This is a genomic window from Patulibacter sp. NPDC049589, assembly GCF_040675535.1.
In the GTDB taxonomy this organism is placed as follows: Bacteria; Actinomycetota; Thermoleophilia; order Solirubrobacterales; family Solirubrobacteraceae; genus Patulibacter.
In genome coordinates this window covers 1-22,170 of the sequence record NZ_JBFAPC010000055.1, presented here as the reverse complement: position 1 = coordinate 22,170, position 22,170 = coordinate 1, and the positions used below count along the sequence as shown (strand labels likewise).

The window sequence follows — 22,170 nt, the reverse complement described above, 5'->3', positions numbered from 1 at the left end:
CCCGGAGGCGCCCCGGGGCGCGACCCGTCCTGCTCGCGGAGCGCCGCGAGTACGATCGGTCGATGGCGGACCGTCCCGAGGAGCCGCCGGCCCCGCGGCGGCCGGACCCGACGCCGCGCCGACCGCCCATCCGCGCGTCGGACGCGGAGCGCGAGCACGTCATGGACCTGCTCCGCGACGCCGCCGCCGAGGGCCGCCTCACGTTCGAGGAGCTCGCCGACCGGATCGGCGCCGCGAGCCGCGCCACGACCCGCGACGAGCTCGCGGACCTGACCGCCGACCTGCCGGACCCCGCGCCCGCGGACGGGGCGCCGCCACCCGTCGGCTGGTCGGACCCGGTGGCGTCGGCCGCTCACCTCGCCGCCCGGTCCCCCGAGCGCCGGACGGCCGTCTTCGCCGACCTGCGCCAGGACGGCCCGTGGCGCGTGCCGTACGTCGGCCGCTGGTCGACCGTCTTCGGCGACATCGACCTCGACCTGCGCGAGGCCGTCGTCGCGCACGCCAGCGTCCAGGTCGAGGCGTCGAGCGTGTTCGGCGACGTCACGCTGCTCGTGCCCGAGGGGGTCGTCGTCGATGTCCGGTCGCGGTCCGGCTTCGGCAAGGTCCGTCAGGAGGCCGGGCTCCGCGGGCCGGCGGGGGCGCCCGTCGTGATCCTGACCGGCTTCACGTGGTTCGGCGACGTCCGGGTCCGCGCGATGCGTCTGCGCGAGCGGCTGGCGAGCCTCTTCCGCGGCCGGCTCGGCGCCGGCGGGGCGGCGGCGACCTGGAGCGTCGGGAGCCCCGGTCGCCCACACCCGGACCGACCGGATCCCCGGGACCCCTCCGGCCGCTGAGCCGGGATCGACGCCGATCGGGTCGCCGAGCGCCCCGTCGGCACCCCCGACGTCCGGTGGCCGGAGGATCGCCGGGTGCCGCCGTGTGCCCCCACGGAGAACGGGTAGGCGGAGGACGAGGGCGTTGCGGCGACCACCGCCACGGCACCCGACCCCACGACCCGAGGACGATCACATGACCGGGAACACGGACAAGCTCAAGGGCAAGGTCAAGGAGACGGCGGGCGCCGCCACCAACGACGACCAGCTCCGCGCCGAGGGCAAGACCGACCAGAACGTCGGCAAGCTCAAGGACAAGGTCGACCACGCGATCGACGCCGCGAAGGACAAGCTCACCGGCAAGTAGCCGCGACCGTCCCCCGGACGCCTCGCGCTCCGGGGGCGCCGGGTCCGATCCGTCCCACGGGCGGAGCGGATCCACCCCCTGCCGCGGTCGGGCCCGTCGGAACGGCCGGCCCGATCCCAGCCGCACGGACGGCCCGTCGCCCCTCGAGGACGGCGGGCCGTCCGCCGTTGTGCGACGCCCCGCAGCGGGTAGCGTCGGGTGATGAGCCGTCTCGCCGTCGCCGAGTTCACCGACCCCGCGTGCCCGTTCGCGTACAGCGCCGAGCCCGTCCGCTGGCGCCTGGCCTGGCGCTTCGGCGACCAGCTCGACTGGACCGTCCGCATGGTCGGCCTGGCGCGCGACGCCGCCGCGCAGGAGGCCAAGGGCTTCGACGCGGTGAAGAACGCCGAGATCCTGCGCCACTTCGACGCCTACGGGATGCCGCTGTCCCGCGCCGAGCGCCGCGACCCCGCGGGGACGTGGGACGCCTGCCGCCTGGTCGTCGCCGCCCGTGCGACGGACGAGGTCGGCGCCGTCCGCCTGCTCCGGGCCCTGCGGGTCGCGGGCCTGGCCGAGGCGCGGCCGATCGACCACCCCGACGTGCTCTCCGACGCCTGCGAGGTCGCGGGCCTGGACCCCGCCGAGCTGCTCGCCCGCGCGCAGGACGACGCGACGGCGACGGCGTTCCGGGCGGACCTGGAGGCCGCGCGGACCCCGGGACCCGCCGCACTGGCGCTGGACCACAAGCTCGCCGACGTCGAGGCCGACTGGGAGTGGGCCGCCGGACCGTCCGGTCGCCGCTACACCTGCCCGACCTTCGTGCTCGCCGCCGACGGGACCACCGCCGAGGTGCCGGGCTTCCAGCCGTGGTCCGCCGTCGAGGCCGTCGTCGCCAACCTCGCGCCCGGCCTGGAGCGCCGACCGTGGGCGGAGGGCGTGCTCGAGGTCCTGCGCTGGGCCCCGGTGCCGCTCGCCACCCAGGAGGTCGCGGCGCTCACCGACTCCGACGACCGCGACGCCGCCCGGACGGCGCTGCGCGAGGCCGGGGCGACCGAGCACGCGGTCGGCACCGACGCCTTCTGGTCGGTGGCCTGAGGCTGGAGGACGGCGCAGCCCGAGGGCCGCGCGTGCCGCCGTCGGCGGGCCCGGCCCCCGCCGGCCGATGCCGGCCCGGCCCCGGGGTCAGGCCGTCCCGGCCGGCCGGACCGGTCGGCGGCGGTCGCCCGCCCAGCCCAGGCTCGCCACGCGCGAGAGCTCGTCGGCGAGCCGCTCCAGCCGCGTCCGGATCGGCGCGGCGCGCAGCACGATCGCGGTCAGCGCGCCGAGGACGGCGCCGGTGAGGACGTCCGTCGGGTAGTGCATGCCGACCGCGACGCGGCCGACGGCGAGGAGCCCCGCCAGGACGAGGATCGCCCGCCCCCACCGCGGGGCGTACGCGTAGAGGGCGACGGCGATCGCGAACGCGCCCGTGGCGCTGTCGGACGGGAAGCTCCGGTCGGGGCCGTGGTGGACCATCACCTGGATCACGGGGTCCGCGACGAACGGCCGCGCCCGGTCGACGAGCGCCGTGATGCCCTGCGCCGCCAGGACGCCGGTCGCGGCGCTGCAGCCGGCGAGGAAGGCGCCGCGCCGGGTCGCGCGGCGGCCGAGCACGAACAGCCCGATCACCAGGATCGCGATCGCGACCTGGGCGGAGACGACGAAGTCGACGACCGGCACCCGGACGTCGTGGTGCTGGACGAGGAAGGCGTTGAGGGTCTCGAGGAGCTGCTGGTCCATGGTGGGGTCCTGGGATCGGGACGGACTGTCGACCGACGATCAACACGAGTGACCGTACACTGCTGACCGTGAGTCGACAAGGCCGGGCGTCCCGGCTTCGTGCCGTCGCGGCCGTGGTGCGGGCCGCCCCGACCGCCCGCGGACGCGCCCGAGGGGCACCTCCCGTGGACGCCGGATCGTCCTGCCGAACCCCCCGTCGATCCGGGCTCCGGACCCCGGTCCGCTAGCGTCGCCCTGTGCCCACCGTCGACGTCACGACCTACACCGATCCGGCCTGTCCCTGGGCCTTCAGCGCGGAGCCGATCCGCTGGCGCCTGCGGTGGCGCTACGGCAGCCAGCTCAACTGGTCGCTGCGGATGGCGGGCCTGTCGGAGAGCGGCGCGTCCTACGAGAAGATGGGCTTCACGCCCGAGCGCGCCGCGGCGTCGCTGCGCCACTTCGACGCGCTCGGCCAGCCGCTGTTCACCGGTGACGCGCGCCCCATCGGCGCGACGTGGCCGGCGTGCCGGGCGATCGTCGCCGTCCGCGAGCACCTCGGCGTCGACGCCGCCGTCTCGCTCCTTCGTCGCCTGCACGTCCTGACCCTGTCCGAGGGCCAGGAGCTCTCGTCCGACGAGACGATCGACACCGCCCTGACGCGCGCCGGCTTCGACGTCCAGGAGGTCCGCGGCTGGATCGCCGAGGACGCCGTCGAGCAGGCGTTCCTCACGGACCTGCACGACACCCGCCACCCGACCGCCGCCGCGCTCGCGCTGGACCAGAAGCTCGCCGACTCCGGCGACGACTGGAAGCCCCGCGACGGCGAGGACGCGGGCCCGGGCCGCCGCTACACCTGCCCGAGCTACGTCGTCGGCGCCGGCGACCTGTCGCTCGAGGCCCCCGGCTTCCACACCCCGCTGGGGATCGAGACGCTCGTCGCCAACGTCGCCCCGGGGCTCGACCAGCGCCCGTGGGCCGAGGACCCCCTCGAGGTCCTGCGCTGGGCCGACGAGGAGGCCGGCACCCCCGGCGGCTTCCCGCTCTCCACGCAGGAGGTCGCGGGCGTCCTCAACCTCGAGGACCGCGACGAGGCCCGCGCGAAGCTCGTCGCCGCCGGCGCCAAGGAGCACCCGGTCGGCAACGACGCGTTCTGGACCCTGGCCTAGGAGCCGAACGCTCCGCGTCACGTTGGCCGGCGTGCTGCGCGCATCGGACCAGGAGCCGCGGCCGGCCCGGGATCAGCCCCGCAGGCCCTGCCCCGCCGCCCAGTCGGCGAACGACGTCCACGCGACCTCCGGGTAGCGGGCCTGCAGCGCCGGGACGTCGATCGCGTAGCCCGGGCCGGAGAGGAAGGCGTACATCGTGCCGAGGTCGGCGCTGCGGGCGCGGATCTCCTCGACCGGCACCGGGACGTGGCGGGCGCCGAGCGCCGCCGCCATCTGCGCCGGGGTCGGGGCGTCGCCGGCGACCTCGACCCGGACGCCCAGGTGCTCGTCGCGGCGCGCGAGCACCGCGGCCACGACGGCGCCCAGGTCGTCCAGGGCGACCTGGTGCAACGGGGTGTCCGACGGCACCGCCAGCGGCAGCTCGCCACGCGAGAGCGGCTCGCGCGCGCCGAGGACGTTCTCGTAGAAGTAGCTCGGCGCGACCACCGTCCACGGGACGGTCGACGCGCGCAGGCGCGCCTCGATCCGCGCCTTGCTGACGAAGTGCGGCACGTCCGCGCGGTCCGCCGCGGCGACCGACGCCAGCAGCAGCCACGGAAGCCCGGCCTCCTCGGCGGCGTCGACGATCGCCTCGCCCTGACGCACCTCGGCGTCCGCGCCGTCGCCGAACGGCGTCGTGACCGCGTAGGCGGCCGATACCCCGGCGAAGGCCCGGACGAGCGAGGCGCGGTCCTCCAGGTCGCCGGTCACGAGCCGCGCACCGGAGGCCTCGAGCGCGAGCGCCTTCGCGGACGACGGGTCGCGCACGAGGGCGCGCACGGGGACGCCGGCGCCCAGCAGCGCACGGGCGACCGCGCCTCCCTGGGTTCCGGTCGCGCCGAAGACGAGCACGGGGTCCGACATGGGTCTCTCCTCCCTCGGCCGTCGGGGGATCCGGCGGCGCCGTGGGCATCCTGACACGGTGTAGTTGTTTCTACAACTACTACGTGTGACGGCCCTCAGGCCGCCGTGGCCGCCACCACCGACCGCGTCAGGCGCTCGAGGGTCCGGCGGGTCACCGCGAGCTCGGCCGCGTCGAGCCCCATCGCCCGGCCCATCTCCGTCGGGACCCGGCGGGCGCGCTCGCGCAACGCCTCGCCCTCGTCGGTCAGCGCGACGAGTACCGAGCGCTCGTCGTCGGCGCGACGCTCGCGGCGGACGACCCCCCGGGCCTCCAGCCGCTTGAGCAACGGCGACAGCGTGCCGTAGTCGAGGTCCAGGGCCTCGCCGAGCGCGCCGACCGGCAACGTGCCGCGGTCCCACAGGACGAGCATCGCCAGGTACTGCGGGTAGGTCAGCTCCAGCGGCCCGAGCAGCCGGCGGTACATGCCCGTGACGGCGCGGGACGCCGAGTAGAGGCCGAAGCAGAGCTGGTCGTCCAGGAGCATCGAGAGCTCCGCGGGCGCGTCGTCCGGCGGGGACGTGGACGGGGTCTCAGGCATCGCGCTCAGCGTAGCGCGGGCGGCGACGCACGCAATTACATTGTGCACAATTCAATTGTGCGCTAGGTTCTTCGGGCCCGACCCACCGTTCCCCGAGAGGCCCCAGATGCCCACCGAAGCTCCCACCCCCGTCGTCCTCGAGCCGGCCGCGCAGGCGTTCGTCGAGGCCACCGCGAACCCGCCGTTCCTCTACGAGCTGACGCCGGAGGACGGCCGCGCGACGGTCGAGTCCGTCCAGGCCGGCGGCGAGATCCCCGACGCCGACGTCCGCGACGAGCGCGTCGCGACGCCGCACGGCGAGATCCCCGTCCGCGTGATCCGTCCGGCCGGCGTCGAGGGCCCGCTGCCCGTCGTCCTCTACGTCCACGGCGCCGGCTGGGTCTTCGGCTCGCCCGACACGCACGAGCGGCTGGCCCGCGAGCTGGCGATCGGGGCTCGCGCCGTCGTCGTGCTCCCCCACTACGACCGCTCGCCGGACGTCCGCTACCCGGTCGCGTTGGAGCAGTCCTACGCCGTCGGGTTGTGGGTCGTCGCGCAGGGCGCGGACGCGGGCTTCGACGGCAGCCGGCTGGCGGTCGCGGGCGACTCCGTCGGCGGCAACCTCACCGCCGCGATCACGCTGCTGGCGAAGGAGCGCGGGGACCTGGAGATCGCGGCCCAGCTGCTCTTCTACCCGGTCACCGACGCCGCGTTCGAGACCGGCTCGTACCACCGCTTCGCGACGGGCTACTTCCTGCACCGCGCCGGGATGCAGTGGTTCTGGGACCAGTACACGATCGACGAGGGCGACCGCGCGGAGATCACCGCGTCGCCGCTGCGCGCGACGGTCGAGCAGCTCCGCGGGCTGCCGAAGGCCCTCGTCATCACCGCCGAGGCGGACGTCCTGCGCGACGAGGGCGAGGCCTACGCCGCGAAGCTCCGCGAGGCCGGCGTCGACGTCGAGGCCACCCGCAAGCTCGGGATCACGCACGACTTCGTGATGCTCAACGCGCTCCGAGAGACGCACGCGGCGTCCAGCGCGATCGCCGAGGCGATCGCTTTCCTGGACGGCGCGCTCAACGGCTGAGCGGCGGCAGGAGGCACCGCGCCTACGCTCGGGGCGTGCGGGTGCGCCTCGTGTCCGCGGCGGGGATCAGCCCGGTGCTGTCGCTCGCCGTCTGCAGGCCGTTCTCGCGGGCGGAGGAGCCGTTCTTCTGGGCCTTCCTGGGGATTCCCGCCAGCGGTCGAGCGGCGGCTCGGCGGCGGCTCGGCGGCGGCTCGGCGGCGGCTCGGCGGCGGCTCGGCGGCGGTGCTCATCGACGACGACCGGATCGCGCAGGTGATCGTGACCGACCGGGACGCCGAGACCGGCGCCGGCGTCGGGATCGGCGACGGCCTGGAGGTCGCGCGCCGGGCCTACGACCACCTCGCCTGCGACGGGGCGATCACCGGCAGCGACGCGACGAACCCGCAGTACCCCTACTACGGGGGCCACCTCGCGGGACGCTCCGGGATCACGTCCTACGGCGACCCGATCGAGAGCATCACGCTCGACGACGGGGTGACCGGCCCGCGGCTGACGCGCCGCTGACGCCGCCGCGCCGACCCGGCGGCTCAGCTCCCGGCGGAGGCGAGGTCGACGAGGAACGCGACCTCCGCCACCGCCGCGCGGTGCAGGTCCGACAGGTCGACGGACTCGTCGCCCGCGTGGATCCGCGAGCGCTCGTCGCCGGGGCCCCAGAGGACGAACGCCGCGTCGGGGTAGATCGACGAGAGGTCGGCGCAGAGCGGGATCGCGCCGCCGGAGCCGATCCGCACCGCCGGGACGCCGTAGCCGGACTCCAGCGCCCGGCCGGCGGCCTCGGCGATCGGGCCGTCGCCGGCGAGGATCGCGCCCGGCGCGCCGGGGCCCTCGGCCACGGTCACCTGCGCGCCCCAGGGCGTGTGGGCGAAGACGTGGGCGATCACGGCCTGCGCGGCGGCGGCCGGGTCCTGCGTCGGCGCCAAGCGCACGCTCAGGCGGGCCTTCGCCCGCGGGATCAGCGCGTTGGCGGCCGTGTCGACCGTCGGCGCGTCGATGCCGATGGCCGTGACCGACGGGCGCACGAAGAGCTGGTCGGCGATCGGGCCCGACCCGAGCAGGTCGACGCCCTCCAGGACGCCGGTCTCGGCCCGCCAGTCCTCGGGGTCGATCTCCGCGCCGTCCCACGGCAGGACGTCGAGGCCCTCGATCGCGACGGTGCCGTCGTCGTGGTGCAGCGACGCGATCAGGCGCGAGAGCGCGAGCAGCGCGTCCGGGCCCGGACCGCCGGCCACGCCGGAGTGCACCGGGGCCTCGAGCGTGTCGACCGTGACGTCGACGACGGCCATGCCGCGCAGGGACGTCGTCAGCGTCGGGGTGCCCGTGGAGACGTTGGAGCCGTCGGCGATGACGAACGCGTCGGCGCGGAAGCGCTCGGGGTCGGCGGCGACGAGCTTCGACAGCGTGCCGTTGCCGGTCTCCTCCTCGCCCTCGATCAGGACCTTGACGTGGACCGGCAGATCGCCCGCGCCCAGGAGCGCGGCGAGCGTCGCGGCGTGCAGCGCGACCCCGCACTTGTCGTCGGCGGTGCCGCGGCCGTACAGGCGGCCGGCGCGCTCCGTCGGCTCGAAGGCCGGCGACGTCCACGAGTCCTCCGGCCCGGCGGGCTGGACGTCGTAGTGGGCGTAGAGCAGGACGGTCGGCGCGTCGGGGTCGGCGGCGCGGAGGTGCGCGAAGATCGCCGGCGGCGCGCCGGGGACCGCGACCCGCTCGACGCCGGTGACGCCGGCCTCCTCCAGCAGCGCGACGGTCGTGTCGGCGGCCTCGCGGACCGGGGCCTCGGGGAAGCCCGGGAACGCGACGGACGGGATGCGGACCAGGCGCTCGAGGGCGTCGCGGAGGCGGGCGGCGTCGACGGGGGGCACGGTGCTCATGCGGGGACCTCGGTGGGGCGGGGGACGGAGCCGTCGGAGCCGACGAGCTCGGCCAGGGCGGCGGGGACGCCGGACGCGTCCGCGACGACGGCGTCGGCGTCCCGCAGCTCGTCGGCGCCGTGGGAGCCGGTGGCGATCGCGATCACGCGGACGCCGTCGTGGCGGGCGCAGGCGATGTCGCGCGGGGTGTCGCCGATGACGATCGCGCGTTCGACGGGCCAGGGGCGGTCGTCGGGCAGCAGCGCCGCGCCGGCGCGGCGGCGCGCCGTGGCGGGCAGCAGCAGCCGGTCCTCGTGGTCGGAGCCGAAGCCGCCGCCCACGCGCGGGTCGAACCACTCCCCGATGCCGGCCGCGCGGAGCTTCCGCCGCGCGACCCGCTCGAAGTTGCCGGTGACCAGCGAGTGCACGACGTCGCCGCGGTCCCAGAGCACGCGCAGCGTCTCCTCGAGGCCCGGGCTGACGTGGGTCTCGAGGTCGCCCGGGACGTACGTGGTGCAGATGCGGTCCTGCACGGCCTCGGCGTGGCGGTCGACCGTCGCGGCGTCGATGCCCGCGGCGGTCAGGATCTCACGGGCGATCTGCCCGTCGGTCATCCCGGCCATCCGCTGGTCGCGCAGGAGCTTGCGGTCCTCGAGGCCGTGGATCGCGCAGAGCGCGTCCCAGACCGCCTTGGCGTGCGAGGCCGACGCGCGCAGCAGCAGCGTGCCGTCGATGTCCCAGAGCAGGAGCAGCGGGACCGGAGCGCCCGGGGCCACCCGCTGGGGCTCCGGCGGCCGCGAGCGGACGGCCAGCCGGGCGTCGGCGGCGTCCAGCGCGTCCGCGTCGGTCTGCGTGCGCGCCGGGGCGGGGGCCCCGGCGCCGGTCGCGTCGGCGCTCACCGCAGGAGGTCGACGTCGGACGTGAGCCGCTGCGCGAACGCGGCGATGAGCTTCGCGGCGTTGAGGATGTCCTCGACCTGGGCGGTCTCGACCACCGAGTGCATGTAGCGCAGCGGCACGCCGATGACGCCCGTCGGGATGCCGTCGGCGGCGATGTTGATCGCGTCCGCGTCGGTGCCGGTGCCCCGGCCGGTGGCGCTGATCGTGTACGGGATGCCCTCGGCCTCGGCCGTCTCGATCAGCGCGTCGCCGACCCACGGGTGCAGCGGGGTTCCGAGCTCGACGACCGGACCGGAGCCGAGCGGGTGCTCGCCGATCTCGTTGACGTCGACGCCGGGCTGGTCGCTGGCGAACGTCACGTCGACCACGACGGCGATGTCGGGGCGCACGCGGTGGGCGGTGGTGGCCGCGCCGTGCAGGCCGGTCTCCTCGCGGGCGACGGCCCAGGCCTGGACCTCGCCGGGCGCGCCGCCGGCCTCGGCGACGAGGCGCGCGGTCTCGTACGCGACGAACGACCCGATGCGGTTGTCCATCGAGCGGGACGCGACGCGGCCGCCGCGCAGCTCGATCGGCGCGGCGTCGACGACGGCGACGTCACCGACCCGGACGGCCTTCAGCGCGTCCTCCTTGTCGGTCGCGCCGATGTCGATCGTCAGCTCCTTGAGCTTGGCCGCGCGCGAGCGCTCGTCGGCCTCGATCAGGTGGATCGGCTTCTTGCCGATGACGCCGGCGACGAGGCCGGCCTTCGTGATCAGCTGGACGCGCTGGCCGACGAGCTGCTGCGGGTCCTGACCGCCGACCGCGGCGATCCGCAGGAAGCCCTTCTCGTCGATGTGGGTGACGATCAGGCCGATCTCGTCGATGTGGCCGACGACGGCCAGCGACGGGACGCCGCCCTCGCCCGTGCCCGACGACGTGCCGACGTCCGTGGACGTCCCGGGAACGCGGGCGACGGTCGAGCCGAACGTGTCGCGCTCGATCGCGGCGAACTTCTCCACGTGGCCACGCCACACGCCGGCCGCGATCGTCTCCCGGCCGGACGGGCCGGGGGCCGTGAGGAGGTCGCGCAGCACGTCGGGGAGGCTCATGCCCGGGACGCTATCGCGACGGTGGCGGTCGGTCGGCCGCAGCGGGCGATCCCGGGCCGGACCGGACCGCACGCGTCCCGCTCGGCAGCAGGGTGGCGAGGACGTCGGCCGAGCGGACGCGGGCGTCGCGCTGGAGGTAGGTCATGGCACGCAGGGCCGCCTCGTGCGCGTCGTCGGAGGTCCCGATCACGCAGTCCTCGACGACCCGGATCCGGTAGTCGTGCTGGTGCGCGTCGACCGCCGTGTAGTGGATGCAGACGTCGGTCATGCCGCCCACGAGGAGCACCGTCCGCGCGCCCAGCGAGCGCAGGACCAGGTCGAGCTCCGTCGCGAAGAAGGCCGAGTAGCGCCGTTTGCGGATGAGGTACTCGTCCGGCCGCGGGGCGATGCCCGGCGCCAGCTCGGTCGCGGGATCGCCCTCGAGGGCGTGCGGCCCCTCGGCGCCGTCGAGCTCGCGGCCGATGTCGACCAGGCTCGGCTTGTGGACCTCCTGGATCGTCACCACCGGGACGGCGCTCGCCCGGCAGGCGTCGATGATCGCGACGATCCGCGCGAGGAGCGCCGCCCGAGCCTGCGCGTCGCCGGCCTTCGGCACCGCCGGGTCGTCGCCGTCGACGAACGACCCCTGGACGTCGACGACGACCAGCGCCGTGCCGGCGGGCACGACGGACGGGTCCGCCGGCGGCGCGGCTGCGCGCGTCACGGCGTCGGGCGCCCCGGGGACCGCACGCGTTGTCGGGTCGTCGCCGGTCGGGACCATGCCGCCATCATAGGTCGGACCAAAGCGGTGGCCCTTGTCCACGCGGCGAACGTCGCCCTCCTCGCGTCCCCCGCAGGGCGTCCGCGGGCCCCCGGCCGCCCACGCCTCGCCCCGCGGGCCGCGGTCGTCGCCCCTAGATCCGCTGCAGCAGCGTCCCCGTCCCGGTGCCGCCCGCGGTGCACATCGTCACGAGGCCGAGCTCGGTGTCGCTGCGCTCCAGCTCGTGCAGCAGGGTCGTGATCAGCCGCGCGCCCGAGCTGCCGAGCGGGTGACCGAGCGCCATCGCGCCGCCGTTGACGTTGACCCGGTCGAAATCCGGCTCGAGCTCCCTGCGCCACGCGGCGACCACCGACGCGAACGCCTCGTTGATCTCGAAGCGGTCGACGTCCCCGACCGTCAGCCCGTTGCGGAGCAGCAGCTCCTGGGTCGCCGGGATCGGGCCGGTGAGCATCAGCACCGGGTCGACGCCGACCGTCAGTGCGTCGACGATCCTCGCCCGCGGCTTCAGCCCCAGCTCGTCCGCCTTCTCCCGGCTCATCAGCAGCACCGCGGCGGCGCCGTCGGAGATCTGCGACGCGTTGCCGGCCGTGATCGTCCCGTCGGGCGTGAACGCGGGCTTCAGGGCCGCCATCTTCTCGATCGTGGTGTCCGGCCGCGGGCCCTGGTCCTTCGTGACGAGGCCCTGCGGCGTCTGCACGCCGACGATCTCGCGGTCGAAGCGGCCCTCGGCGACGGCCTGCGACGCGAGCCGGTGAGAGCGCAGCCCGAGCTCGTCCTGCTCCTCGCGGGTGATCCCCCACTTGGTGGCGATCAGCTCGGCCGACGTGCCCTGCGGGACGAGCTCGTAGCGCGCCATCAGCTCGGGCGGGAACGGCACGCCGAACTCGTCCGGGTGGGCCACGTTGCTGCCCATCGGGACGCGGCCCATGTGCTCGACGCCGGCGCCGATCGCGATGTCGTGCTGGCCGGACGCGATCAGCGCGGCGGCGAACGAGACGGCGCTCTGGGCGGACCCGCACTGGCGGTCCAGCGTGATCGCCGGGGTCGTGATCGGCAGGCCGGCCTGCAGCCAGGCGTTCCGCGCGATGTTGTTGGACTGCTCGCCGACCTGGTTGACCGCGCCCGCGATCACGTCGCCCACGAGCGACGGGTCGATCCCCGCGCGCTCGACGACGGCGCGGTAGACGGCGCCCAGCAGCTCGTTCGGGTGGACGTCGCGGTAGACGCCCTTCTGCACGTGCCCGCGGCCGATCGCGGTGCGGGCGGCCTCGACGACGACGACCTCGCGGCCGAGGAGACGGGACTTCGTGACGCTGCTCACCAGGAGCCTCCACTGAGTTGCTTGGAACTACTCACTCAGAATACCACCGTCGTGTCACGCGACTCACCTGCCGGCCCAGGGCCCCGAGTCGCGTTGCGTACCTCCCAGGTACCGAAGTCGACGAGCCAGGCGGCGCGGTCCGGCACCTCGGGCATCGCGTCGAGTTGCGTACCTCTCGGGTACCGAAGTCGACGAGCCAGGCGGCGCGGACCCGCACGACGGGCATCGCGTCGAGTTGCGTACCTCCCAGGTACCGAAGTCGACGGCCCCGCGGTCCCGCGACCCCCGTCCGACCCCGCGCCCCCCTACCCCCGCGGGGGCGTCCCGCGGCGGACCTGGCGGTTGATCCCGCCGGTCTGCAGGCCCCAGAGGACCCAGCCCGCGCGGCCCGCCGTCGCGCCGCGGACGCCGCCCGCCGGGAGCCCACGGGCGCGGCCGATGTCGCCGGCGGTGAGGATCTCGATGACCGTCGCGGGACCCGCAGGGCCGCCGTCGGACGCCAGCCGGCGCCCCGCGCGCTCGGCGATGACCTCGCCGACCTGCTCGGCCCGGGCCATCCACGGCGCGGACTCCTCGCGCGAGCGCGTCCCGACCGGCCCGAGCACGTACGCCTCGACCTGCACGCCGAAGCCGGACTCCTCCGCGGCGAGGACCTGGGCGGCCATCAGCTCGCCGGCGGCGATCGTGGAGACCACGCCCGAGCCCGGCACCGGGTAGCGCGCGGCGGCGCCGTTGATCATCACGTAGCCCGCGCCGGGCCGATCCCGGAGCATCGGGACGAAGGCGTGGATCGCGAGCTGGTGGCTGCGCAGGCCGTCGTTGACGGTGCGCTCCCAGTCCTCGATCGGCATCTCGGCGAGCGGCGGGCCCGCGTCCCAGCCGCCGAGCGCCGCGACGACGAGGTCCGGCGGGCCGGCGAGCCGCTGGACGTCGGCCGCCAGGCGCCGCGCCGCATCGTCGCCGGCGGAGAGATCGCCGATCACGGGCACGAGCCGCTCGACCGGGGCGCCGGCCTTCGACAGCCGCTGCTCGAGCGCGCCCAGCCGGTCGGAGCGCCGCGACGGCACGGCCACCCGCGCGCCGGCGTGCAGCAGCGCGGACACGATCCCCTCCCCCACCTCGCCGGCGCCACCGCACACGACGGTGGTCCGCCCGTCGAGGCGGGCGGGCGGGGCCGGGGCGGCGCGGCCGGGGAGGCGATCGATCAGGGCCATGGGGCGAGGCTACTCGGCGGATGGCGGTCGACCGTCGCGCGGGTCGCGCCGGGGACGCGAGACCCGATCGTCGCGGCGTCGGCACCGAGTGCCCCCGCGAACGGCCCTTCGGCGCCCACCCGGGACGCACGCCGTACGCGCGATCCCCCGTCAGCACGGGCGATCCGAACCGACACACCTGGGTAGGCAGCCCTACTATGCTCTGACCGATAGGGCGGCCTAATGCGAGCCGTCCGCTGCCGCCCACCCCCAAGGAGCACCAGTGTCACGCCACCGCCGCCTTCGCGGCTCGATCGCCACCGCCGCGCTCCTCGCCGGCGTCGCCGTCGCCGTCCCGGCGTCAGCCGGTGCCGCTCCGCGGCCGACGACGTCCGCGAGCGCGTCGACGATCACCCTCGACGCCGCGTTCCGCAAGGCGCTGCGCGCCGACCGCCTCACGCTGAAGGCGGGGAAGCCCGCGACGCTCAAGGGCACGAAGCTGCGGCTCCCCGTCACGGGCAGCACGACGGCGAAGGGCGCCACGACGCTGACGCACGGCGGCTCGGTGACCGTCCGCCGGGGCTCCCGCTCCACGGTGCTCACGTCCTGGCGCACGGTCGTGCAGTCGAGGTCCGCGACGGTCAGTGCGCTGATCGCGAAGAAGCGCGTGACCGTCCTGACGATCAGCGGCGGCACCGTGAGGTCCGACGCGAAGACCGGCAAGATCACGATCTCCGCCGGCCGCGTCAAGCTCAGCAGCAAGGGCGCCAAGGCGCTGCGGGGCCGACTGAAGGGCTCCCGGCTGCAGGCCGGCACCGTCGGCCGGGTCACCACCGCCGCCACGCCGAAGCCCGCGACCCCGGCCCCCGGCCCCGCCACACCGGTTCCGGCCCCCGCCTCGCCGACGACCCCGGCCGTCCCGACGACGCCGACCCCGCCCGTGGTCCCGCCGGTCCCCCTCACGTGCGCGCCGCTCGCCGGCACGACGTTCACCGACGGCGCGCGCTGGGCGTTCAAGGACTCGTTCCTGAGCGACGTCCAGGGCCCGATCGCGAAGGGCTCCGTCGGCTGCACCGCGGGCGCCACCGGCCTGCAGGCCGGTGGCAAGGTCACGAGCTTCCAGCTCACCGCGCCCACCGACGTCGACTACGACGCGGGGAACGGCACGACCGGCACGGCGGTCACCCGCGGCATCACGCTCGACGCCACGTTCACCGGCACCATCGGCTTCCGCGGCCACGACTACGGCCAGGGCCCGCTGCTGGACACGACGATCAGCAACGTGCACGTCGAGCTCGACGGCCACGGCAAGGGCCGGATCTACGCCGACCTGACGAGCCGGCCGTTCACGGCCACGAACGTCAGCGCACCGCCGGCGCCCGTCGAGTCACATTCCAACGTCCACCTCGCCGACCTCGACGTGTCCGGGACGCCCCCGACCACCGACGGCGGTCGACGCACGTGGACCGGCGTCCCGGTGACGCTCAGCGCCGACGGCGCCGCGGCGTTCGGCGGCTTCTACGCGACGGGCGAGCTGCTCGCGCCGCTGACGTTCGCCGTCCCGGTCACCGACGCGTGCCCGGCGCTGGCGAGCACCACGTTCGTCGACGGCGCCGCCTGGGGCGTGCGCGCGTCGTTCCGCAACTACATCCAGAGCCCGATCGCCAAGGGCTGGATCACGTGCGGGGGCGGGGCCGCGGGCCACGTCACCGGCGGCACCGTCGACCTGTTCCGCTTCGACGCGCCGACCGGCGCGCAGTACAACCCCGGCGCCGGCACGCTGGACGCCACCTACGAGGGCCGCGTCCGCTTCCGCGGGCACGACTCCGGCAAGGGGCCGCTGCTCGACCTCGAGTTCCGCAACCCGCGCGTCGTGCTCGACGGCCCGAGCACGGGCAGGCTCTACGTCGACGCGGTCACCCGGGCGTTCGGCGGCATCGACCCGACGGCCGCCGCGCCCCCGCGCGAGGTGCACGCGGGCGTCCACCTCGCGGACCTGAACCTGACCGGCGTCGCGCCGGCCACCGCCGGCGGGCGGACGACGTGGACGGCCGTCCCGACCACGCTGACCGCCGACGGCGCCCACCTGGCGTTTGCCGACTTCTACGGTGCCGGCGAGGCCCTCGACCCGATCACGTTCGCAGTGGACGGCTCGGCGCCGTGAGCGCCGCGAGCGCGGCCGGGAGCACCGGCGGAGGTCTGCGCCGAGCGGGTTGACCGCGACCGCGGCGGCCGGCGCGCGACCGCCGCACGCAACACGGACGACGAGGGGCCCGGTCCGGATCGGATCGGGCCCCTCGTCGTTCCCGATCCGGGGCCGGGGCGGCAACGTGGCCGGCCGGGCCGGGCAACGCGGTCCGTGGCGACCCCGAGGCACCGCCCCGCCCCGTCGGCCCTCAGTCCGCGGCCACCCCGAGCCCGACCGCCTCGGCCTCGTGCGCGGGCGCCTCGGCCCCGGTCCCCAGCACCATCCGGTGGGTGATCAGGCCGCCCAGCGCGATCAGGCCGAACATCAGCAGGCAACCCCACTCGACGTACCAGGAGGCGCCGATCTGGCGGGGCCAGGCGATGTTCACGATCTCGAACAGCAGCCAGCAGGCGGCCAGGACGTTGACGCCGACGGAGAGCACGCCCTTCAGGCGGAAGACGCCCGGCTCCCAGGTGCCGCGGGCCCGGGTGATCAGCAGCGCGACGACCGGCAGGGCGAAGGCGATGTAGAAGCCGCCCGAGGCCAGGGCGATCAGCGTGTCGTAGAGGTCGACCGCGACCGCGGCGACGAGGACGACGGCCGAGACGACGGCGGTCACGAGGATCGCGTTGACCGGCAGGCCCTCGCGCGGCGAGAGCCGGCTGAGGAACGCCGAGGCGGGCAGCTGCTGCTCACGGGACATCGCGAAGACGACGCGGGAGACCGCGGCCCCGACGGCGACCATGCCGGCGCAGAAGCCGGTCGACACGACCAGGAACATCGGCTTGACGATCCACGAGCCGAGCTCGGCCGACAGCGTCGCGGCGATCGGGTCGGAGACCTCCCCCGACAGCACGGCGGGCAGGTTCGGGATCGCGAGGATCAGCGCGAGGCCGGCGTACATGACGATGCAGGCGACGAAGACGAGCGAGACGATCAGGGCCTTCGGGACGTTCTTCTCAGGCTCCTCGACCTCCTCGGCGACGTCGGCGGCGCTCTCGAAGCCGATGAACGCCCAGCCGACGATCGCGACCGCGGCCAGGAACGGCCCGAACGCGAACGACCCGCTGCCGCCGGCGACGCCGGTGAAGAGGTCGGAGATGCTGTTCTCGCGGTGGAAGACGAGCAGGATCGTGCCGATGACGACCGAGCCGATCAGCTCGCAGCCGATCGAGACGAGGACGAAGATCTGCAGCGGCTTGCGGCCGACGACGTTCGCGAGCGTCGCGACGGCGACGAAGCCCAGGGCGATCACGAGCCGCAGCACCGTGCTCGGGTCGTCGTTGCCGAAGACCCCGGCGAGGAACGGGCTGGCCGCGTAGGCGGTGGCGACCATCAGCGCGATCAGCGTCCAGACGTACGCCCAGCCGGTGACCCAGCCGTACGTGCGGCCGAGCATCCGGCGCGACCACTGGAACAGCCCGCCCTCCTCCGGCCAGCGACTGGAGAGCTCGCCGAGGGTCAAGGCGACGAGGAACTGCCCGAGCAGCACGATCGGGAACGCCCACCAGAACGAGGCGCCGGCGGTGCCGAGCCCGAGGGCGAAGATCGCGTAGAGGGCGATGATCGGCGAGATGAACGCGAAGGCGAGCGAGAAGGTCGCCCGCAGCGTGAACTCGCGGCGCAGGGCGCCGTCCGGGGCGTGCGCGCCGGACGGCGACGGTGGAGCGGCGGGGCCGCTCGGGAGGGAAGGACTGGGCATAGGTCGGACCATAGGACCGCCGTTCGCCGCCGCTTATCGACCGTCGTCCAAGGCCGCGCGTACGGCGGTTGTCCCGGATGGACAGCCCTCGTGCGGGGGCCCGCGCGCCCGTGGAGGAGCGCGGCGCGTCACGCGACGTCCGGGGCGAGCGCGGCGCGTCACGCGACGGCCGGGGCCGGCCAACGGCGCCGGCACCGCGCTGGCCGGACCGGGCGGCCACGGCGGCGCCGGAGGTCCGGCCGGCCCGCGGGCGTGGCCCGTCAGGCCTGGCGGCGCACGAACGACAGCCGCACGCGCGACGGGTCGACCCAGACCCGGGAGAGCCCGACGACCTCGTGGTCGCGGGCGAAGTGCGTCTCGAGCAGCTCGACGAACGCCTCGCCGTCCCGGACCAGGAGCCCGGCGGGCTCCCCGTCGGCGGCGACCCGCGGCGTGATGTCCGTCGTCGCGTAGTCGACCGGGTCCTGGCAGCACGCGGCGATGAACGCGAACGTCGAGTCGCCCGGGTCGACCGCGTCGACCGGGACCCGGAGGCGGGCGGCGGGGACGACGTCCTGGACGGCGATCACGGGCTCGCCGTCGGCGTGCAGCAGCCGGTCGACGACGACGCACTCCGCGTCGTCCTCGACGCCGAGCGCGCCGGCGAACGCCCCGGCGGGCGCGCGGCGCAGCGCGTGGGTCTCGGTCGCCTCGTGGCCCTGCTGGGCGATCAGCGACGTGAACGAGACCAGCCGGTTCAGGCGCATCGCGGAGCGCAGGACGTGGCGGTTGACCGTGGTGCCGAAGCGGCGGCGGCGGGTGATCAGACCGTCGGCCTCGAGCGCGTGCAGCGCGGCGCGCAGCGTCGGGCGGCTGACGCCGAGCCGGCCGGCGAGCTCGGCCTCGGGCGGGAGCCGGTCGTCGGGGAAGGCGTCGGCGTGGATCCCCGCCAGGAGCGCCTCGTGGGCGAGGTCGGCGAGCGAGCGGCCCTCGGCGGCGGTGACGTCCACCGGGCGCAGCGCGGCGGGCGGGCTCTCTGACGGCGGCACGGCGATCGATCGTACCCGGCGGGCCGGGCGGGCCGGGCGGGCCGGGCAGGCCGGGCGGGCAGGCCGGGCGGGCCGGGCGGGCGGCCCCGTCCGATGAGGGCGAAGATCGCGCGGCCCCGGGTCGTCGCCCAGCCGCCGACCCGCGGACCCCGGGGCCAGGGCCCACCCCCGCCGCCGGGGACAACCCGCGGCCGGGCGATCTTCGCCACCCGTCCAAGGCGATCGTCATTGGTCCGACCTAAGGTGGAAGTCGCCCTAGGGTTCCGCCGCGCCACCGGCGCGGGACTGGTCCGAGAGGGCAGACCCGGCACCGCACATAGCCGGGTTGCACGGAGGGAGAAAAGCCCGGGAGAGACGCTCGTCGTCCCCTGGGCTTTCGTCGTTCAACGAGGAAGGTCGCATGCCCGTCAGCCCCGATTCCCCCACCCCCGAGCGGGTGCCCCGAGCCTCGTCACCGTCCGACGCGGTGTCGTCCCGCGACGCTCGGGGCGGGGCCCCCACCCCCGAGCGGGTGCCCCGAGCCTCGTCGCCGTCCGACGCGGTGTCGTCCCGCGACGCTCGGGGCGGGGCCCGCACCCCGCTCCACACCGCCGAGGTCCCGGGCGGCTGGACGTGGTCCGGCGTCCTGCGGCGCAGCACGGCGCTGCGCGTGACGGACCTGAGCGGCAGCGGCAACGTCGCGCTGACCGCCCTGCGCGCCGCCGACACCGCCGAGCGGTACTGCATGGGCGACACCCTCAAGCAGCAGTTCACCTCGCGCCTGTCGACCGGCCACGCGCTGTTCTCCGACATGGGCCGGGTGCTGCTGTCGATCGTCCACGACGACGTCGGCGGGCACGACCCGTTCGGCGGGCTCGGGGACGACCGGCTGCTGCGGGCGCGGTACGGCGCGACGACCTACCAGGACGACCGCAACGCGCGGTGGCGCTCCGGCCGCGAGGCCCTGGAGACCGAGCTGGCCAAGCACGGGCTCGGCCGCCGCGACCTGGGCGACGTGGTCAACCTCTTCAGCGTCGTCGACGTGGCCGCCGACGGGGCGACCGTCCTGCGTGCCGGCCACTCGCGGCCCGGCGCCCAGGTCCTCCTGCGCGCCGAGCTCGACGTGCTCATCGCGCTCTACGCCGGGCCCCACCCGCACGCCCCGGCCGGGGCCGCCGAGCCTGGCTCCGCCGCCGCGGGCCCGGGAGACGCGGACGACACCGCCCCGATCGCCTGGGCCCCGCAGCCCGTCCGCCTCGACGTGGAGCCGATCGACCCGCCGGGTCCGGACGACGTCGTCCGGACCCTCCGTCCCGAGAACGCCCGCGGCCTGGCCGCCGGCGAGCTCGCCGTCCTCCTCGGCCCGGTCGGCTGAGCCCCGTCCCCCCCACCGTCCCGGAGCCCCCCATGAGCACCACCGAGCACCCCCTCTCCACCGCCGGCGACCTCGTCGACCTGTCGGACGTCCCCGGCGCCCGCGTCCGCGAGAGCGCCCTGACCGCCGACACCGCGCGCGCCGACGACGTCGTGCCCGCCGGCGACGGCCGCCTCGTCCGCCTGGAGGCCGGCGAGCGCCTGCGCATCGTCGACCTCGCCGGCAACCAGGCCGCCGACACGCTCTTCTACGCCGCCGACGACGTCGGCGCCCGCTACTCCGCGGCGGCGACGATCCGCTCCGAGGGCAACGTCTACCTGCGGGCGGGGTCGACGCTGGTGGACCAGGACGGCGTCGCGCTCGTGACGATCACCGGCGACACCTGCGGCCGCCACGACACGCTCGGCGGCGCGTGCTCGCAGGAGTCCAACGTCGTCCGCTACGGCGAGCACACGCGCCATATGCACGCGTGCCGCAACACGTTCCTGCGCGTCGGGCTCGAGCACGGCGAGGTCCTGCAGAAGCGCGACCTGGCGGCGAACGTCAACTTCTTCATGAACGTGCCGCTGACCCCGGAGGGCGGCCTGACGTTCGAGGACGGCATCTCCGCGGTCGACGCCTACGTCGAGGTCCGCGCCGAGCGCGCCGTCCTGGTGCTGCTGAGCAACTGCCCGCAGCTGAACAACCCGTGCAACGGCTACGACCCGACGCCGGTGCGGCTGCTCACGTGGGACGCCGCGACCGCCGCCGCCGGGGATCCGGGCGCGCCGGCGGCACGGGCGGGGACGGAGCCGGAGGGGTCGGAGGAGTCGGAGCGATGAGCGCGGCCACCGAGACGGATTCCGGGCCGGCGACGTACGGGGCGGCTGCGCCCGGCGCGGCCCCGACCGAGGCGGACGGCACCGGGCCCGCGACGGGGCGCTCCGCCGGGGACGCCGAGGGCTGGGCGGCCGACGCCTGCGCGCCGACGCTCGCCGGGCTCCTGCGGCTCGTCGAGGTCGACCGCCCCGGGCTGCAGACGTCGGTCCAGGACGAGCGCGGCCGGCTCGGGCTGTGGGAGGTCGGCGTTCCGCCCTCCGGCGCGATGGATGCCCGCTCGCTGGCCCGCGCGAACGCCCTGGTCGGCAACGACGCCGACGCCGCGGGGCTCGAGGTGACGCTCGACGGGCCGACCCTGCGGTTCCCCGGCGGCGCGACCGTGGCCGTCTGCGGCGCGCCGGTGGCGCTCGCGGTGGACGGGACGGAGGCGGCGTTCGACGCGGTCCTTCGGGTGCCGGCCGGCGGCGTCCTGACCGTGGGTGCGGTCACCGGGGCCGGCGTGCGCGCCTACGTCGCCGTCCGCGGCGGCCTCGACGTCCCCGCGCCGCTCGGCAGCCGGGCCACGTTCCTCGCCGGCGCGATCGGCGGGCACGAGGGCCGCACGCTGCTGGCGGGCGACCGGATCGGGATCGGGGTGGCGCCGGGGGCGGCGGGCCGCGGCACGGCGGCCGGGGGCACGACCGTCGTTGACGCCACGGTCGGAGGCGCCACGGTCCGCGGCATTGCGGGCGGAGGCGACGTCCCGGCCGAGGAGGCGGCCACGCGGCCCGGCGTCGGCAACGCCGGTGACACGCCCGACGCCCCCGAGATCACCCACGACTGGACCCTCGGCGTCCAGCACGGGCCGCACGGCGCGCCGGACCTGCTGACGCCCGCCGGCCTCGAGCGGCTGCTCGCCGGGCCGTGGACCGTGCACGGCCACGCGGACCGCACGGGCATCCGCCTGTCCGGTCCGGTCGCCGAGTTCGCACGCCGGGACGGGGGCGACGCCGGCCTGCACCCGAGCAACGTCATCGAGACGCCCTACGCGCTGGGCGCGATCATGCTCTCCGGCGACACGCCGATCATCGTCGGCCCCGACGGCCCGAGCCTCGGCGGCTTCTGCGCCCCGCTCTGCGTCGTCCGGGGCGACCGCTGGAAGCTCGGCCAGCTGCGGCCGGGCGACGCGGTGACGCTCGCGCTCGACGTGGCCTCGCGGCGGGAGGCGGGCGAGGGACCGTCCGCGACCGTCGCCCGGAACGCCGGCGACCCGGAGGGCGTCGCCGCCGGGCGCCCGGACGCGATCCCGACCGCCGACGTCCCTGAGGACGTCGCGGCCGCCGGACGACCGGCCGCGCCGGCC

The 22,170-nt window shown here is 75.9% G+C and carries 21 protein-coding genes and 1 riboswitch; of the genes, 10 read left to right on the top strand and 11 right to left on the bottom strand.

Annotated elements, in window-relative coordinates:
- Positions 1–62 precede the first annotated feature (62 nt).
- The 3 genes from AB0L40_RS12480 (at position 63) to AB0L40_RS12470 (ending at position 2,253) form a co-directional block, all read left to right on the top strand.
- A complete protein-coding gene (locus tag AB0L40_RS12480; RefSeq protein ID WP_364354368.1) occupies positions 63–833 on the top strand; it encodes a DUF1707 domain-containing protein in 771 nt (256 codons plus the stop codon).
- Positions 834–1,008: 175 nt separating this feature from the next.
- On the top strand, positions 1,009–1,179 hold the full coding sequence (locus AB0L40_RS12475; protein WP_364354365.1) for a CsbD family protein: 171 nt from the start codon (positions 1,009–1,011) through the stop codon (positions 1,177–1,179).
- 201 nt (positions 1,180–1,380) lie between these two features.
- Positions 1,381–2,253 (top strand): DsbA family protein, encoded by an 873-nt coding sequence (locus AB0L40_RS12470; protein ID WP_364354362.1) that lies wholly within the window; start codon positions 1,381–1,383, stop codon positions 2,251–2,253.
- 87 nt (positions 2,254–2,340) lie between these two features.
- Here AB0L40_RS12470 and AB0L40_RS12465 read toward each other — a convergent pair whose 3' ends face one another.
- Positions 2,341–2,937, bottom strand: a complete 597-nt coding sequence (locus tag AB0L40_RS12465; protein ID WP_364354359.1) for a phosphatase PAP2 family protein — start codon at positions 2,935–2,937, stop codon at positions 2,341–2,343.
- 236 nt (positions 2,938–3,173) lie between these two features.
- Between AB0L40_RS12465 and AB0L40_RS12460 the strand changes: the two genes are divergently transcribed.
- The gene (locus AB0L40_RS12460; protein ID WP_364354356.1) at positions 3,174–4,082 is read left to right on the top strand and encodes a hypothetical protein; all 909 of its coding nucleotides are present in this window, start codon (positions 3,174–3,176) and stop codon (positions 4,080–4,082) included.
- 72 nt (positions 4,083–4,154) lie between these two features.
- Here the strand turns inward: AB0L40_RS12460 and AB0L40_RS12455 are convergent, their stop codons facing one another.
- Both AB0L40_RS12455 and AB0L40_RS12450 read right to left on the bottom strand, forming a co-directional pair.
- A complete protein-coding gene (locus tag AB0L40_RS12455) occupies positions 4,155–4,985 on the bottom strand; it encodes an NmrA/HSCARG family protein (RefSeq protein ID WP_364354353.1) in 831 nt (276 codons plus the stop codon).
- Positions 4,986–5,080: 95 nt separating this feature from the next.
- Positions 5,081–5,563, bottom strand: coding sequence for a MarR family transcriptional regulator (locus tag AB0L40_RS12450; protein ID WP_364354350.1), 483 nt, complete (start codon positions 5,561–5,563; stop codon positions 5,081–5,083).
- Positions 5,564–5,669: 106 nt separating this feature from the next.
- On the opposite strand from AB0L40_RS12450, the gene AB0L40_RS12445 reads away from it, so the two are divergent.
- Together AB0L40_RS12445 and AB0L40_RS12440 are read left to right on the top strand one after the other, a co-directional pair.
- Positions 5,670–6,629 carry an alpha/beta hydrolase gene (locus tag AB0L40_RS12445; protein WP_364354347.1) on the top strand — a complete coding sequence of 320 codons (960 nt, stop codon included), beginning with the start codon at positions 5,670–5,672 and terminating at the stop codon, positions 6,627–6,629.
- A gap of 222 nt (positions 6,630–6,851) precedes the next feature.
- Positions 6,852–7,133 carry a hypothetical protein gene (locus AB0L40_RS12440; RefSeq protein ID WP_364354344.1) on the top strand — a complete coding sequence of 94 codons (282 nt, stop codon included), beginning with the start codon at positions 6,852–6,854 and terminating at the stop codon, positions 7,131–7,133.
- 23 nt (positions 7,134–7,156) lie between these two features.
- Here AB0L40_RS12440 and AB0L40_RS12435 read toward each other — a convergent pair whose 3' ends face one another.
- The 6 genes from AB0L40_RS12435 to AB0L40_RS12410 all read right to left on the bottom strand — a co-directional run bounded on the left by AB0L40_RS12435 (position 7,157) and on the right by AB0L40_RS12410 (position 13,758).
- Positions 7,157–8,497, bottom strand: coding sequence for a M20/M25/M40 family metallo-hydrolase (locus AB0L40_RS12435; RefSeq protein WP_364354341.1), 1,341 nt, complete (start codon positions 8,495–8,497; stop codon positions 7,157–7,159).
- Entirely contained in the window at positions 8,494–9,375 is an 882-nt protein-coding gene (locus AB0L40_RS12430; RefSeq protein ID WP_364354338.1) for a haloacid dehalogenase-like hydrolase, read from the bottom strand. The genes AB0L40_RS12435 and AB0L40_RS12430 overlap by 4 nt, the downstream gene beginning before the upstream one ends.
- Positions 9,372–10,463, bottom strand: coding sequence for a M20/M25/M40 family metallo-hydrolase (locus tag AB0L40_RS12425; RefSeq protein WP_364354335.1), 1,092 nt, complete (start codon positions 10,461–10,463; stop codon positions 9,372–9,374). The genes AB0L40_RS12430 and AB0L40_RS12425 overlap by 4 nt, the downstream gene beginning before the upstream one ends.
- A 10-nt stretch (positions 10,464–10,473) precedes the next feature.
- A complete protein-coding gene (locus AB0L40_RS12420; protein ID WP_364354332.1) occupies positions 10,474–11,223 on the bottom strand; it encodes an isochorismatase family cysteine hydrolase in 750 nt (249 codons plus the stop codon).
- Between the two features lie 133 nt (positions 11,224–11,356).
- Complete coding sequence (locus AB0L40_RS12415; protein WP_364354330.1) at positions 11,357–12,544, bottom strand: thiolase family protein; 1,188 nt, start codon at positions 12,542–12,544, stop codon at positions 11,357–11,359.
- Between the two features lie 305 nt (positions 12,545–12,849).
- Positions 12,850–13,758 carry an SDR family oxidoreductase gene (locus AB0L40_RS12410; RefSeq protein ID WP_364354328.1) on the bottom strand — a complete coding sequence of 303 codons (909 nt, stop codon included), beginning with the start codon at positions 13,756–13,758 and terminating at the stop codon, positions 12,850–12,852.
- A 262-nt stretch (positions 13,759–14,020) separates the two neighbouring features.
- Between AB0L40_RS12410 and AB0L40_RS12405 the strand changes: the two genes are divergently transcribed.
- Positions 14,021–15,901 carry an HtaA domain-containing protein gene (locus AB0L40_RS12405; RefSeq protein WP_364354325.1) on the top strand — a complete coding sequence of 627 codons (1,881 nt, stop codon included), beginning with the start codon at positions 14,021–14,023 and terminating at the stop codon, positions 15,899–15,901.
- 232 nt (positions 15,902–16,133) lie between these two features.
- Here the strand turns inward: AB0L40_RS12405 and AB0L40_RS12400 are convergent, their stop codons facing one another.
- Both AB0L40_RS12400 and AB0L40_RS12395 read right to left on the bottom strand, forming a co-directional pair.
- Positions 16,134–17,627 carry an APC family permease gene (locus AB0L40_RS12400; RefSeq protein ID WP_364354322.1) on the bottom strand — a complete coding sequence of 498 codons (1,494 nt, stop codon included), beginning with the start codon at positions 17,625–17,627 and terminating at the stop codon, positions 16,134–16,136.
- Positions 17,628–17,887: 260 nt separating this feature from the next.
- Complete coding sequence (locus AB0L40_RS12395) at positions 17,888–18,655, bottom strand: GntR family transcriptional regulator (protein ID WP_364354319.1); 768 nt, start codon at positions 18,653–18,655, stop codon at positions 17,888–17,890.
- A 244-nt stretch (positions 18,656–18,899) separates the two neighbouring features.
- A riboswitch (guanidine-I (ykkC/yxkD leader) is annotated at positions 18,900–19,009 on the top strand.
- A 46-nt stretch (positions 19,010–19,055) separates the two neighbouring features.
- Here AB0L40_RS12395 and AB0L40_RS12390 point away from each other — a divergent pair.
- The 3 genes from AB0L40_RS12390 to AB0L40_RS12380 all read left to right on the top strand — a co-directional run.
- The gene (locus tag AB0L40_RS12390; protein ID WP_364354316.1) at positions 19,056–20,009 is read left to right on the top strand and encodes an urea amidolyase associated protein UAAP1; all 954 of its coding nucleotides are present in this window, start codon (positions 19,056–19,058) and stop codon (positions 20,007–20,009) included.
- 32 nt (positions 20,010–20,041) lie between these two features.
- The gene (locus AB0L40_RS12385) at positions 20,042–20,830 is read left to right on the top strand and encodes a DUF1989 domain-containing protein (protein ID WP_364354313.1); all 789 of its coding nucleotides are present in this window, start codon (positions 20,042–20,044) and stop codon (positions 20,828–20,830) included.
- The coding region (locus tag AB0L40_RS12380) for a biotin-dependent carboxyltransferase family protein (RefSeq protein ID WP_364354310.1) at positions 20,827–22,170 on the top strand (1,344 nt) is incomplete at its 3' end. The genes AB0L40_RS12385 and AB0L40_RS12380, both read left to right, overlap by 4 nt.